General features: G+C 68.0%; 13 protein-coding genes and 3 pseudogenes. 8 read left to right on the plus strand and 8 right to left on the minus strand.

Annotated features, from left to right (window positions below; all coding sequences use genetic code 11):
- Positions 1 to 3: 3 nt before the first annotated feature.
- On the minus strand, positions 4 to 1,209 hold the full coding sequence (locus ACIA8X_RS02060) for a cytochrome P450 (RefSeq protein WP_393454733.1): 1,206 nt from the start codon (positions 1,207 to 1,209) through the stop codon (positions 4 to 6).
- A gap of 166 nt (positions 1,210 to 1,375) precedes the next feature.
- Between ACIA8X_RS02060 and ACIA8X_RS02065 the strand changes: the two genes are divergently transcribed.
- Positions 1,376 to 2,029, plus strand: a complete 654-nt coding sequence (locus ACIA8X_RS02065) for a TetR/AcrR family transcriptional regulator (RefSeq protein WP_393454730.1) — start codon at positions 1,376 to 1,378, stop codon at positions 2,027 to 2,029.
- 63 nt (positions 2,030 to 2,092) lie between these two features.
- A pseudogene (locus tag ACIA8X_RS02070) lies at positions 2,093 to 2,302 on the plus strand (FMN reductase); the annotation flags it as partial.
- Between the two features lie 651 nt (positions 2,303 to 2,953).
- Here ACIA8X_RS02070 and ACIA8X_RS02075 read toward each other — a convergent pair.
- The 4 genes from ACIA8X_RS02075 to ACIA8X_RS02090 all read right to left on the minus strand — a co-directional run bounded on the left by ACIA8X_RS02075 (position 2,954) and on the right by ACIA8X_RS02090 (position 4,539).
- Positions 2,954 to 3,124, minus strand: coding sequence for a hypothetical protein (locus tag ACIA8X_RS02075; protein WP_393454727.1), 171 nt, complete (start codon positions 3,122 to 3,124; stop codon positions 2,954 to 2,956).
- Between the two features lie 68 nt (positions 3,125 to 3,192).
- The gene (locus ACIA8X_RS02080; RefSeq protein ID WP_399457573.1) at positions 3,193 to 3,309 is read right to left on the minus strand and encodes a CocE/NonD family hydrolase; all 117 of its coding nucleotides are present in this window, start codon (positions 3,307 to 3,309) and stop codon (positions 3,193 to 3,195) included.
- A complete protein-coding gene (locus tag ACIA8X_RS02085) occupies positions 3,306 to 3,629 on the minus strand; it encodes a CocE/NonD family hydrolase (protein WP_399457574.1) in 324 nt (107 codons plus the stop codon). The genes ACIA8X_RS02080 and ACIA8X_RS02085 overlap by 4 nt, the downstream gene beginning before the upstream one ends.
- A gap of 31 nt (positions 3,630 to 3,660) precedes the next feature.
- On the minus strand, positions 3,661 to 4,539 hold the full coding sequence (locus tag ACIA8X_RS02090; protein WP_399457575.1) for an alpha/beta fold hydrolase: 879 nt from the start codon (positions 4,537 to 4,539) through the stop codon (positions 3,661 to 3,663).
- Between the two features lie 554 nt (positions 4,540 to 5,093).
- On the opposite strand from ACIA8X_RS02090, the gene ACIA8X_RS02095 reads away from it, so the two are divergent.
- The 4 genes from ACIA8X_RS02095 (at position 5,094) to ACIA8X_RS02110 (ending at position 9,658) form a co-directional block, all read left to right on the plus strand.
- Positions 5,094 to 6,632 (plus strand): MFS transporter, encoded by a 1,539-nt coding sequence (locus tag ACIA8X_RS02095; protein ID WP_399457576.1) that lies wholly within the window; start codon positions 5,094 to 5,096, stop codon positions 6,630 to 6,632.
- 305 nt (positions 6,633 to 6,937) lie between these two features.
- A complete protein-coding gene (locus ACIA8X_RS02100) occupies positions 6,938 to 7,507 on the plus strand; it encodes a TetR/AcrR family transcriptional regulator (protein ID WP_393454712.1) in 570 nt (189 codons plus the stop codon).
- Between the two features lie 304 nt (positions 7,508 to 7,811).
- Entirely contained in the window at positions 7,812 to 8,900 is a 1,089-nt protein-coding gene (locus ACIA8X_RS02105; protein WP_393454709.1) for a 4Fe-4S binding protein, read from the plus strand.
- A 188-nt stretch (positions 8,901 to 9,088) separates the two neighbouring features.
- Positions 9,089 to 9,658: a TetR/AcrR family transcriptional regulator gene (locus ACIA8X_RS02110; protein ID WP_393454706.1), complete on the plus strand. Its 570-nt coding sequence runs from the start codon at positions 9,089 to 9,091 to the stop codon at positions 9,656 to 9,658.
- Positions 9,659 to 9,682: 24 nt separating this feature from the next.
- Here the strand turns inward: ACIA8X_RS02110 and ACIA8X_RS02115 are convergent.
- Positions 9,683 to 10,086, minus strand: a pseudogene (locus ACIA8X_RS02115) (TetR/AcrR family transcriptional regulator).
- 93 nt (positions 10,087 to 10,179) lie between these two features.
- Between ACIA8X_RS02115 and ACIA8X_RS02120 the strand changes: the two are divergent.
- On the plus strand, positions 10,180 to 10,995 hold the full coding sequence (locus ACIA8X_RS02120; protein ID WP_393454779.1) for an oxidoreductase: 816 nt from the start codon (positions 10,180 to 10,182) through the stop codon (positions 10,993 to 10,995).
- A 111-nt stretch (positions 10,996 to 11,106) separates the two neighbouring features.
- Here ACIA8X_RS02120 and ACIA8X_RS02125 read toward each other — a convergent pair whose 3' ends face one another.
- Together ACIA8X_RS02125 and ACIA8X_RS02130 are read right to left on the minus strand one after the other, a co-directional pair.
- On the minus strand, positions 11,107 to 11,478 hold the full coding sequence (locus ACIA8X_RS02125; RefSeq protein ID WP_393454703.1) for a DUF1330 domain-containing protein: 372 nt from the start codon (positions 11,476 to 11,478) through the stop codon (positions 11,107 to 11,109).
- 70 nt (positions 11,479 to 11,548) lie between these two features.
- Positions 11,549 to 12,250, minus strand: coding sequence for an SDR family oxidoreductase (locus ACIA8X_RS02130; protein WP_393454700.1), 702 nt, complete (start codon positions 12,248 to 12,250; stop codon positions 11,549 to 11,551).
- 96 nt (positions 12,251 to 12,346) lie between these two features.
- Here ACIA8X_RS02130 and ACIA8X_RS02135 point away from each other — a divergent pair.
- A pseudogene (locus ACIA8X_RS02135) lies at positions 12,347 to 12,834 on the plus strand (transposase); the annotation flags it as partial.
- Between the last annotated feature and the right edge of the window lie 388 nt (positions 12,835 to 13,222).

Consider the following 13,222-nt stretch of genomic DNA (forward strand, 5'->3'; position numbering starts at 1 on the left):
CGGTCACCAGGTGACGGGCAGTTCGCGGACTCCGTAGACGGCGGTGGCCTGCTTGAAGGCGATCTCCTCCATCGGTACGGCGATCTTCAGGTCGGGAAGCCGGCGGAAGACCTCGGGCAGGACGATCTGAAGTTCGGCGCGGGCCAGCGGCTGGCCGAGGCACTGGTGGATGCCGTAGCCGAAGGCCAGGTGCTGGCGGACGCCTGCACGCTCCAGGTCCAGGTCGTCGGGGTTCGTGAAGAACTCCGGGTCGCGGTTGGCGACGTGGACGGGAATGATCACGCCCTCGCCCGCGTGGATGGTCACGCCGCCGATGGTGACGTCGTCGATGGCGGTGCGGCGCAGTCCGCCGTGCACGATGGACAGGTAGCGCAGGAGTTCCTCCACCGCGCTCGCGACCTGGTCCGGTCCGCCGAGGATGTGCGGGATCTGGTCGGGGTGGTTGAGGAGGGTGATGGTGCTCAGCGCGATCATGTTCGCCGTCGTCTCATGCCCGGCGAACAGCAGGAAGGCGCTCAGGTCGGCGGCGTCCTGGTCGGTGATGACGCCCTCGTCCACCTGTGCGGCGAGCCGGGTGACCACGTCGTCGCCGGGGGTGGCGCGCTTGGTCTGCACGAGGCGCAGCAGATACTCGCCGAGGTTGGCGAACGCCCGGGCGGCCTCCTCTCCCGTGGCATTCAGGTCTACGAGGGTCTTCGACTGCTCCTGGAAGAACGGGTGTTCCTCGTAGGGGACGCCGAGCAGTTCGCAGATGACCAGGGAGGGAAGCGGCAGCGCGAAGTGCTCCACGAAGTCGGCGGGGCCGCTCAGCTCGGTCAGGTCGGTGAGGAGTTCGTCGGTCAGGCGGGCGATGGCCGGGCGCAGCGTGTCGATGCGCTTGATCATGAACTCGCGGGTCAGGGTGCGCCGCATCGTCGCGTGGATGGGGTCGTCGTAGTTCTGGAAGAAGCCGCGCGGGGCCGGCTGCTCGTCTTCCTTGAAGTTGGGTGCGCCGGGGTGCGTCGGGTCGGTGCTGAACGCCGGGCTGCCCAGTACCGCCCGGGCGTCCTCCCAGCGGGTCACCAGCCACGGAGTGAGGCGCCCCTCCCACAGGGAGACACGCGTGACGGGCTGTTCCTCACGCAGCCGCTCATACAGCGGCGGGGGGGCCAGGGGAGCGTCCTGCGGGCGGGTGAGCGTGAACGCGGGGACGTTCGGCAATGAGGTCATGGCTGTGCCTTTCCACCATCGGTTAACGCCGTTAGTCGAAGCATTGTTAGACTAACACTGTTAATCGAGGGATCGGGAGCCGGCATCGGACCTGACGAAGCGCCGACTGCCGGAGGCGGAGTGCACCGAGGGTCGGTAGGCTGCTGCCGGCAGCGAGGAGGGGGCCATGAAGTCGCAGGTCAAGCGGGTACCCAATGTGCGGGGCGAGGGCGAGCGGCTGCGGCAGGAGATCCTCGACGCGGCGACCCGCATCCTGGAGGAGACGGGCCGCGAGGACGCGCTCTCCCTGCGCGGAGTCGCCCGCGAGGTCGGCATCTCCGCGCCCAGCGTCTACCGGCACTTCAAGGACAAGGCCGACCTGGTCTCCACCGTCCTCGACGCCACCTACCGCGCACTGGCCGTCGCGATGAGCGAGGCCGGCGAGTCGGCCGCCGCCGCAGGCGCGGACCCGTGGGCGCGCGCGCGGGCCACCGTCACGGCCTACCGCAGGTTCGCCATCGACAAGCCCCGCCGCTACCGACTGATGTTCAGCCTGGAATACGAGCCCGAGCACCATCCCTCCGCCGACCACCCCATCGGCACCGTGCTCCAGGCGTGGACCGATACGGCCGACGCCTACCTCACCGAAGCAGCCCCCGACCGTCGGGCGGAGGCGCAGGACTTGGGCATCCACCTGTGGACCGCCCTGCACGGCCAGCTCGTCCTGTGGCGCACCCTGCCGAGCCCCGTCGCCGGCAGCGAAGACGTCCTGATCGAACTGGAGGAGTCCCTGCTGCGACGCCTGCTCCCGACACCGGAGACTCCGAGCCCTACTGAGTGACAGGCCAGGAACACTCCCTGCTCCCGGAAGGCACGCGGGAGCGCCCGATCACTCGTTGAGCGCGGCCAGTTCGGCGGCGTCTGGGCGCAGAACGCGACCCGCAAGGCCGCGGGCATCGTCGGCGCCAGGGTGCTGGAGGACGCCAAGCCGTCCATCGCCGGTTCCGTGGTCCGTTTCGCCGAGACGCACCCCTCCGACGATGCCGAGGTCGCCGCGCAGCTGGTCGAGGTCATCGGTCTGATCCACGGCGAGGCCGCGTCCGTCGCCGCCTGATCGATGTGCGCATGATGGAGGGCCGATCCCTAGAAACCGCCCATGGGCTCCGGCCCTTCTTCCGGTTCCCGGCCTCAGCCCGGCTCGCTCTTTCCCGTGACTGAGCTGTGTGCGAGAACGTGCTGCTGTTCGAACCTGTCCCGTCCGCCGAACAGGGCCGCTACCGGTGCACCGGCTGCGGGCACGGCTGAGACCGGTACTCGGCGGGACATTGGAAGCAACAGCTCGCAATAGGCGAGAGAACCGGAGGCCGGCACACATACGCATCCGCAACCACGGCGGTCCTGGGTTCGAGACACCGGAACGCGGAATCCTCCCGAGGCCCGTGGCCCCAACCCGAGACCACTCTCTCGGGAGTCGTGCCCACAGCGTGCCCGTAAGGACGGAAAATCACGGTCAACAGCGGTGCGATCTAACCCACACGACCACCCCAAGATCAGGTAACTGCGCTGGTCAGAGCCATAGAACCCACCCAAGCGCCGTCGCTTCCCAAGCTGAGAGCGCGAGTTCGATTCTCGTCACCCGCTCCATGATGAAACCCCAGGTCAGTGACCTGGGGTTCGTTTGTTGTCTAGTCCAATTAAGGGTTGCGTGCCCTCCGCGTGCCCTAAGTCGCCCACGACGCAACGGATCGGCCGACAATCCCGCCGCTTATTGGCAGGCCGGAACGTAGCCGAGCTCGGGCAGGTCGTGCCGGGCGAACCCGGGAAACCGCCCGGCGGGCAGCTCCCCGTAACCGCCGTTCGCCAGGCCGTCGAAATCCTGAATGAGCCCGGTGATGCCACTCACGAGCCCGTCGAGGTCGAGGCCGTGACGGCGCATCAGGGTGTCGGCACCCTACTGGAGGGACCAGGGGACGGTGAGCCCGAGTTCGATCGCGCCGCCGCGCGTCACAGCCCGTCGTCCGGATCGGACCACGTGATCATCGGTGCGATGGCCTTCAGCTCCGGCGGCTTCGACAGCGCCGCCATCCACTGGGTGTTGCCGAAATAGCTGCCGCCGATCATGCCGACCGAACCGCTTGAGCCGGGGGGCGGCGGCCCACCGTACGGTGTCGTAGCCGTCGCTCTCCTCGTACGTGAACGGCTCCCACCCCCTCGGAGGCGAACCGGCCGCGGGTGTCCTGGATGACCACCATGAACCCGCGCCGGGCAGCCGCCGGCGGATCGAGCATGACGGTCATCACGGGTGTCTGCTTGCCGTACGGCAGCCGGCTCAGCAACACCGGCCACGGTCCCGCGCCGCCGGGCCGGTAGACATCCGCGCGCAGCACCGTGCCATCACGCATCCGCGCCGGAACGTCGGCCTCGATCTGGATCTCCGCCATGCACTGCTCCTTGGGTCAGTGGTCCCGGGGGTCAGGCCACCGCGTTCAGAAGGTCGGCCAGCACGTCGGGGCGCTCAAGGGCGATGAAGTGGCCTGCGTTGGGGACCTGTGTGAAGTCGGCGGCCGGAAGCAGTTGCTTGTTGGCTTCCCGGTCCGAGGGGCGGGACCAGTCCTTTTCGCCGTAGACGAGGTGGATGGGCGCCTTGATCTCGGGGTAACGCGGGCGGGCCGCGATGAGGCTGGGCAGGGCCTGGTACACGGCCCGGGCGACGGTCGGGTAGCCGGGGCGGCTGCCCACCTGGAGGAGCTCGTCCACGTAGTCCTCGCGCAGTGCGCTCTTGTCGCCGAGGCCGCCCTGAAGGATCTTGCGGAGGGCGGGCTTGGGCTCCACCCCCGCGATCACCGGGCCCACTCCGGGGGCGAGGACTCCGCCGACCACCACGCGGGCGAGGAGGCTCGACCGGGCGATGCCGCCGGGGAAGTCGTAGGTGTTCACCGCGACGACGTGTCGTACCCGCTCCGGCAGCTCAGCCGCGGTGGTCAGGGCGAGCACCGCCCCCATGGACTCCCCGACCAACGTCACGTCATTCAGGTCGAGTTCGGTCAGCAGCCGCTCGACGCCCGCACGCATCGCGGGCTCGTCGTACGACGCCCCGGGCACGATCTCGGAGTAGCCCATCCCCGGCAGGTCGAGGGCGTACACGGTGTACCGGTCCGCGATCAGCGGGATGAGGTGGCGGAAGTGCTCGGCCTGGGTGCGCACGGTGTGCAGCAGGACCAGGGGGGCGCCGGTGCCCGCCTTGAGGTAGCGCAGCGTTCCCCCGCGGCCGCCGGATCCCGCGCGCGGGGCAATGGTGCGGCTGGTGGTCCCCGAAATGTGAATCGTGGGACGTGACTCTTGGCTGGGCATCTCGCCGACTCCTTGTGTGTGAGGGGACTACCAAAACGGTCATGACTCTCACCGGAGAATGAGAAACCGATCAGTTTCCACTAAGGTAAACCGATCGGTTTCCAGGCGCAAGCCCGGCAGGCCCCCGGCTCCACCGGGGCGTTCCGCACCCCGTGGACACCTGGGATGACGAGCTCTCCACCTGCCTGTCCGGCCTGGTCGATGTCGGCGTCGTCCAAGCCCCGTTGGAGCTTGAGGTCGATGTGCTGGATCTGCGGCCGTCGGGTACGGCCATCTCCAGGTCGCGGATCGCGACGGCCGCCGCGGAGAACTTGAGCACCCGCTTGGCCCGGCGGCCGCGCCCATGGCCACCACGCCACCGAAGACGAGGTCACCCCCGCCGACCCACCGGCCAAGTACGCCCGGGCGTCCTGCGGTCTTGAAAGTGCGGCACAAGTTTGTCGACGCCGAACAACCAGTCGCCGGCGAGGCAGCCCCGTCGACCCAGAAGCGACCCGTTCACTTGCACCTAGGAAACCGATCTGTTTTCCTGAGTGGAAACAGATCGGTTTCCGATGACCGAGTCGGCCCATGACCAGCGACTAAGGGGAAAAGTGAGTACCACCTTCGACCGCGGAGCGCCCGCCTCCGGGAAAACAGACTCGGGCCGCCGCGGCTCGCATGCCGTGCGCTGGTGGGTGCTCGTCGTGCTGGGCGTGGCACAGCTCATGGTCACGCTCGACGCGACCGTCGTGAACATCGCACTACCCGAAGCGCAACATGACCTCGGTTTCAGTGACGGCAGCCGGCAGTGGGTCATCACGGGGTACGCCCTGGCGTTCGGCAGCCTGCTGCTGCTCGGGGGCCGACTCGGTGACCTGTTCGGCCGACGTACGACCTTCGTGACCGGCCTGATCGGTTTCGCGGCTGCATCCGTCGTCGGCGGCGCGGCCGGTAGCTTCGACATACTCGTCGCGGCACGCGTGGCCCAGGGCCTCTTCGCTGCGCTGCTCGCGCCCGCGGCGCTCTCACTGCTCAGCGTGACCTTCACCGACCCGGCCGAAAGGCCGAAAGCCTTCGGCATCTTCAGTGCGTTGTCCGGTGCGGGCGCCGCGGTCGGACTCCTGCTCGGCGGCATGCTGACCGAATGGGCGTCGTGGCGTTGGGTGATGTACGTGAACGTCATTTTCGCGGGCGTCGCGCTGGCCGGTGCGCTGCTGTTGCTGGCCAAGCCCGCGCTCACTGAGCGGCCCAAGATCGACATCCCTGGCACCGTCGTGGTGAGCGCCGCGCTGTTCGGCATCGTCTACGGGTTCGCGCACGTCGAATCCACCAGTTGGACCGACCCGGTCGCCCTCGGCTCCGTGATCAGCGGCGTGGTGCTGCTCGCGGTATTCGCCTGGCTGGAGCTCAGGGTCGCGCATCCGCTGCTGCCGCTGCGAGTCGTGCTGGACCGGACCCGAGGTGGTTCGTTCCTGGCCGTGTTCGTCCTGGGCATGGGGATGTTCTCGATCTTCCTGTTCCTGACCTACTACCTGGAGGCCAGCATCGGCTACTCGCCGATCGAGGCCGGTCTGTCTTTCCTGCCGATGGTCGGGGGCATCGTCGCCTCGTCGACCACGGTGCCTTCGCTGCTGTTGCCCAAGGTCGGCCCGAAGGTCGTGGTCAGCGCAGGCTTCCTGGTCTCCGCGTCCGGCATGGCCCTGCTGACCCGGCTCACGCTGAACAGCGGCTACGTCGCCGACATCATGCCGGGCATGATCCTGCTGGGCCTCGGTATCGGTGCGGTGATGACCACCTCGTTCCAGGGTGCGACCGCAGGCGTGCACCACGAGGACGCGGGCGTCGCCTCGGCGCTGATCAACACCAGTCAGCAGGTGGGCGGCTCGATCAGCACGGCGCTGCTGACCACCGTGGCCTCATCGGCCGCGACCGACTACCTGTCCTCGCACAAGCCCGGCGCGCTGACCGTGGCGCAGGCCGGGGTCGAGAGCTACACGGCCACCCTGGCGTGGGGCGCCGGGATCTTCGTGGTCGGTGCGGTGCTCACGGCGTTTCTGATGCCGAATGCAGCTCTGGCGCCGTCGGAGGGCGAGCCTGTGATCGCCCACTGAGCCTGAATCCACCGTGGCGAGAAATGTCCTGCGCTGATTGGTGCCCTCCAGGCACAACTCAGCGCAGGACAGGGGCATCTCCGAGACGGTCCCGTGCGTTCCGTCCTCAGCAGACCGATCATCGCTGGTCAAGGGCACGCACGATGTGGGCTGAGCTTCCGAGGCCGGTGAGACACACCGACCATTCTGGAGACTACGGCGGCGGCGCCGAACCGACTCGGCCGTGGGCGGTGCCGTAGCGCACCCCGACCAGCACCGTAAACCGATCGGTTTCCAATGGGCCGGAATCGAGTTAACCTCGCAATATGACCACCGAAGCAATGCCAAGCTCCCGAGAGCGACTGCTGGAGGCAGCGGCCACGCTCACCTACCGAGACGGTGTCAACATCGGCGTCGACACGCTGTGCAAAGCGGCGGGGGTGTCCAAGCGCTCCATGTACAAGCTGTTCGAGAGCAAAGGCGAACTGCTGGCGGCGAGCTTGGAGGAACGCGCCTCCGCCTATGTGACGACACTCCTTCCCGCGACGGACGACAACCGTCCACCCCGCGAGCGGATCCTGCACGTCTTCGAGCAGGCGGAAGCACAGGCGGGTGCACCCGACTTCCAGGGCTGCCGCTACCTCGTCGTGCAGATCGAGCTCAAGGACCCGAACCACCCCGCGAGCCGGGTGGCCCATCGGGTCAAGGAGAACCTGACAGCCTTCTTCCGTGCCGAGGCCGAGCAGGGCGGGGCGAGCGACCCGGACCTGCTGGCCCGGCAGCTGATCCTGGTCTTCGACGGCGCCAGCGCCCGTGCGGGAATCAAAGCCGACACGCAGGCCGGGCTCATCACCCCCACCGTGACCGCCCTGCTCGATGCGGCGGACATGCGCTGACGCATGGCGTGACGCGCAGCTCCGGCGAGCGATGCGCTCGGCGAATCGCAGCCGACCCCCGACGACCGAGCAACCCCCATGGGCTCCCACGCCCGTTGCCAGCCGAGTGCCAGCACCCGGCCTGACTCGCGGGCCGAGCCCTGATCGCCTGACGATCGATCGCCGACGCCCGCGAGGAACCTGATCGACGGCCCGAAGGGGACCGCTTGGGCTTGCGAACGGAAACCGATCGGTTTACGGTGGTGAAACTGATCGGTTTTCGCCCGTGGTGGCGAGCCTCGTACCCGCATCCCTAGGAGCACGGATGACTGTCGCGCGCGACGCCGAGGGGCAACCCACCCATCCCCCGCTTCCGGCGAAGCTGGCGGCCCACCCGTCGGTACGGGCCGTACTCGCCCAGCGCAGGGCCGGTGACGTGGCCCGCCCGCCCGCGGTGATCGACGCGGCCTGGCTGCGCGAGCTGTGTCTGGCGGCCGGCGCGGACGACGCCGCCGCGGTCAGCCTGGACCACCCCGACCTGGCCGGTGAGCGCGAGCACGCACAGGCCGCGCTGCCCGGCACCCGCAGCCTGATCGCGATGGCGGTCCGGATGAACCGCGACAACTGCCGCTCCCCCGCCCGCAGCGTGGCCAACCAGGAGTTCCACCAGACCGACGAACAGGCCAACCACGCCGCCCGCAGCGTCACCCAGGCCCTCCAGGACGCCGGTTACCGCGCCCTCAACCCGTCGGTCGGCTTCCCTCAGGAGATGGACCGCTTCCCCAGTGAGCGGATCTGGGTGGTGGCGCACAAGACGGTGGCCGTGGCGGCCGGCCTCGGTGTGATGGGCCTGCACCGTAACGTCATCCACCCGAGGTTCGGCAGCTTTGTCCTGCTCGTGACCGTCCTGGTGGACGCGGAGGTGAGCGAGTACGGGCAGGCGCTGAACTACAACCCCTGCATCGACTGCAAGTTGTGCGTCGCCGCCTGTCCGGTCGGCGCCATCGCCAAGGACGGCGCCTTCGACGCACTGGCCTGCACCACGCACAACTACCGCGAGTTCATGAGCGGGTTCACCGACTGGGCGCAGACCGTGGCCGACAGCGAGGACGCCGCCGACTACCGCTCCCGGGTCACCGACTCCGAGAGCGCCTCCATGTGGCAGAGCCTGTCCTCACCCCCCGGCTACAAGTCCGGCTACTGCCTCGCCGTCTGCCCCGCCGGCGAGGAGGTTCTGGGCCCGTACCTGGACGACCGCAAGTCGTTCATGGACACCGTGCTGCGGCCGCTTCAGGACAAGAAGGAAACCCTGTACGTCCTGCCGGGCTCCCACGCGCAGGAGTACGCCCGGCGCCGCTTCCCCCACAAGCCCGTCAAGGAAGTCACCGGTGGCTGGCACCCCCCGGCGAAATGACGGCAGGTCACCCAAGACGGGCCATTACCCGGAGCGGCCCCGGTGTGCGTCGCCCTGACGGGGACGCCAGGCGCGCACACCATCATGGCTCGGCGACGACCCTTCCCCCGGGCCGTCGCCGAGCCTCTGCCGGGAGCCTCCGGAAACTGATCGGTTTCCATTCGTCTGCTCCAGGCTAACCTCACGGCATGAGCACCGAAGTGAAACTGAGCCCCAGGGAGCGCCTGCTGGAGGCGGCGGCCACGCTCACCTACCGAGACGGCGTCAGCATCGGCGTCGAGGCGCTGTGCAAGGCGGCGGGGGTGTCGAAGCGCTCCATGTACCAGCTGTTCGAGAGCAAGGACGAACTCCTGGCAGTGAGCCTGAAGGAGCGCGCCTCCGCCTACGTTGCGACTCTCCTGCCTGCGATGGACGACGGCCGGTCACCCCGCGAGCGGATCCTGCACGTTTTCGAGCAGGTGGAATCGCAGGCAGGGGCGCCCGAGTTCCGGGGCTGCCGGTATCTGGCCGTGCAGGTCGAGCTCAAGGACCAGAGTCACCCGGCGAGCCGCGTGGCCCACCAAGTCAAGGCGAATCTGACGGCCTTCTTCCGCGCCGAGGCCGAGCAGGGCGGGGCGGGCGATCCGGATCTGCTGGCCCGGCAGCTCAGCCTGGTCTTCGACGGCGCGAGCGCCCGCGCGGGAATTCAGGCCGACAACCTGACCGGGCTCGTCGCGCCCACCGTGACGACCCTGCTCGACGCGGCAGGCGTGCACTGACGCATCGCCGCCCAGAAGACTCCCTCACCTCCCGGCACCCACCGGAAGCCCGATGGCCGTAAGCGTGTTGCCGAGCATGCCGCAAGCGAAGAAGCTTGCGGTCTTGTCGGCATCAGCGCCCAGCGACAGGTGCACGGTTTCCCAGATACTCATCCAGCCGGCCCGGACGACCTCACCGATCAGGTCATCGCCCTGCACCTCGGCGGCCGCCCTCTCGAAAGCCAAGCGAGCGTCTTCCGCGCTCCGCACCAGAGCGGCGACGAAGATCGCCTTCTTGTCCGGGAGAGCCGGAAGAGATACGGCTGCGTGACGCCGACCCGCTCGGCGATCGCGGCGGTGGAGGTGCCGCGGTAGCCCGTGCGCGCGAACTCGGCGATCGCCGCGCGGATGACGCTCTCACGCCTCTCCAGCGCACTGATCCTGCCCATGACGTCATTCTCCCTGCTTGAACTTGCACGCGGAAACCGATCGGTTTATCTTAGGGGAAACCGATCGGTTTCGAGTAAGTGCGGGAGTCCATGATGACGACAGATCGGCCGGTGGCCCTCGTGACGGGCGCCTCCTCCGGCATCGGGAAGGAAACCGCGCTCGCCCTGGTCGCAGCCGGATTCAACGTGGTCGGCACAAGCCGTGACACCTCACGCGTCACCCCGCTCGACGGCGTGACGTTCCTCGGACTCGACGTCGCCAGTGACGCCTCGGTCGCCGCAACGGTCCAGGAAGTGAGCGAGCGGTTCGGGCGGATCGACGTCCTGGTCAACAACGCCGGCGTCGGCTCGATGGGTGCGGCGGAGGAAACCTCCGTCGAGCAAGCCCAGGCCGTCTTCGACACCAATGTCTTCGGGGTCATGCGCATGGTGAACGAAGTCCTGCCGCACATGCGCGCTCAGCGACGCGGGCGCATCATCAACATCTCGTCCGTGCTCGGGTTCCTGCCCCAGCCCTACATGGCCGCCTACGCCGCCTCCAAGCACGCGATCGAGGGCTACACCGAGTCCCTGGACCACGAGATCCGTGACCACGGCGTCCGGGCACTCATCGTCGAACCTGCCTACACCAAGACCGGATTCGAGGCCAACAGCGCGAAGCCCGACACCCCCCTGCACGCGTACGCGAAGCAGCGGCAGACCGTCGACCGCGTGATGGCGGAAGCGGTCAGGAGCGGCGACGCCCCCGCCGTCGTCGCCAAGGCGATCGTCGCGGCAGCGACCGACACGAAGCCGAAGCTGCGCTACACCGCCGGCCCCCTGGCCGGACGCGCACGCGTACTGCGCCGCCTCGCTCCCGCCGCGGTCTTCGACAAGCAGATCCGCAAGATGAACCAGCTGGCCGGCTGACACACAGGCGCTGCCCAGGCTTTCCGAACAGCCGCGCCACCACCGGCCGACCAGCAACCTCCGCGAAAGGGCCCGCCGACTCCGTCGGCGGGCCCTCACGAACGATCGAGGCTAGGGCTTGAGCACCGCCAGTACATCGTCGAGCGAAACATCGGCGGGGTCACTCATATCGGAACCATCGAACGTCTGCCAGATATAGGAAGCCGTCCCGCTCTCCCGCAGCGGATGCAAGTCGGCAAGGTCCGGATCGTCTCGGAAGCTGTTGAACGCTTCTTCGGACTCCCATTCAACGAGGAACAGAACCTGCCGTGGCGCGAGGTCACCAGCTACGTTGTCCCGGAAACGGCCAAACGCCACCATTCGACCACCATATTGCGGAGCCGCTTCGGGCAAGCGACTGAAATACGCAAGGTATTTCTCCAAGTCGACCACGTCAAACATATTCAGGGCGTAAAACTTCTTCTTCCGCGAATTCGCGCTCATTACTAATACCCTCTCATTGTTGTTGACGATGACGTGAAGACCGAGGTCGCGGGAATCTGAGGACGCTTCCCTACTTGGCGAGCTGGGGGTACAGCCCTGCCAGGTCGCCGGCCAGACCCGCCTTGACCTGCCGGGAGATCTCGTCGGCGAGCACCTCGTGGGCGCCGGTCTCGACGCCGTCGAGGGCGAGGGAGGCGACATCACGGGGGTCGGACTTGGGCGCCTCCACGCCGGCCGCGAGGTCCGTGTCGACGTAGCCGACATGCAGTCCGGTGACGGCGATGCCGCGCGGCTGGAGTTCGAGGCGCAGGGAGTTGGTCTGCGACCACAGGGCGGCCTTGGAGGCGCTGTAGGAGCCGCCGAGCGCGATCCAGGACAGCACGGAGTGCACATTGAGGAGGTGGCCGCCGCCGTTGCGCTCGATGATCGGCACGAAGGCGCGGGCCACGAGGAGCGGGCCGTAGAAGTTGGTCTCGAACTCCCGGCGTACGTCGTCAATCGGGGAGTCGAGGAAGGACGCGCCGACCGAGGCACCGGCGTTGTTGATCAACACGGTGACGTCCTGCGCCTGTGCGGCGGCGGCCGCCACGGAGGCCGGGTCGGTAACCTCCAGCGCCACCGGGACCGCGTCCGGGTGCGTCACGCTGCGCGGATCGCGGGCCGTGGCGTAGACCTTGCCGGCACCGCGCGCGTACAGCTCTTCCACCAGGGCCTTGCCTATGCCGCGGCTGCCGCCGGTGACGAAGACGTTCGCGCCCTTCAAAACAGTCATGACTCTCCCCGGAGAATGAGAAACCGATCGGTTTCCAGAAGAGTAAACCGATCAGTTTCCCGACGCAAGCTCAAGCGTCAAGCCGAACCCCGCCGCATCGGCGGGTGCGCTCGGGCCGAGGTCCGGGGAGATCTCGTGAATGAAGAGAGGGCCCGGCTGCAGGTGCATCTGCCGAAGGCCGGGCTGCGCGACGGTCGGTGGGCCAGCCACCGCAGGGTCATCAACTTGATTCTGCATCGGAATGGACCGGGGTGCCGTTGAGGGATCTGCCTGCACTTTCTGCACGTTTCGGGAAGTGGAAGACCGTTTACGAGAGGCACAGATGCTGGTCGGCAGACGGCACCTGGGACAGGCTCTTCGCGGCCGTCCCGACCGACACCGACGCGGAGGGCCGCATTGACTGGTCCATGGTGCCCGTGGATTCCACCACCTGCCGGGGCTCACCAGCACGCGGCCGCGGCACGCAAGAAGACCCCGAGGGTGCCGGGAAAAGACGCACGCCCCGGCGGCACCGCCCCGACGAGGGTCTCGGACGCTCCCGGGGCGGCTTCACCAGCAAGCTCCGCCTCGCGGGCGAGGGCGGGTGACTCCCCAGAAGGGTCCAGCCATCCATGTGCACACACAACGGCTCCGCGCAGTCGGCCCTGGCACGGACGACCCCATGCCAAAGGTGGGCCACTTCAGTGCGGCACCTACCCGTCGCCGAGCGCCGTGCCCACAGCGTGCCCACAAGACCGGTAAACCACGGTCAACGACGGTGCGATCAGCCTCGTTCGATGAGCCGCGAGAAAGGTAACTGTGCAGGTCAGAGGCGTGGATCCGACCCAAGCGCCGTCGCTTGCCAAGCTGAGAGCGCGAGTTCGATTCTCGTCACCCGCTCCACTTTGAAACCCCAGGTCGGCGGCCTGGGGTTTGTTTGTTGCCTAGATCATGCTGGAGCGGATGCAGGCGACGCTCGGCAACGCGACCTCC

Source organism: Streptomyces sp. NPDC051738 (assembly GCF_044453205.1).
GTDB lineage: Bacteria > Actinomycetota > Actinomycetes > Streptomycetales > Streptomycetaceae > Streptomyces.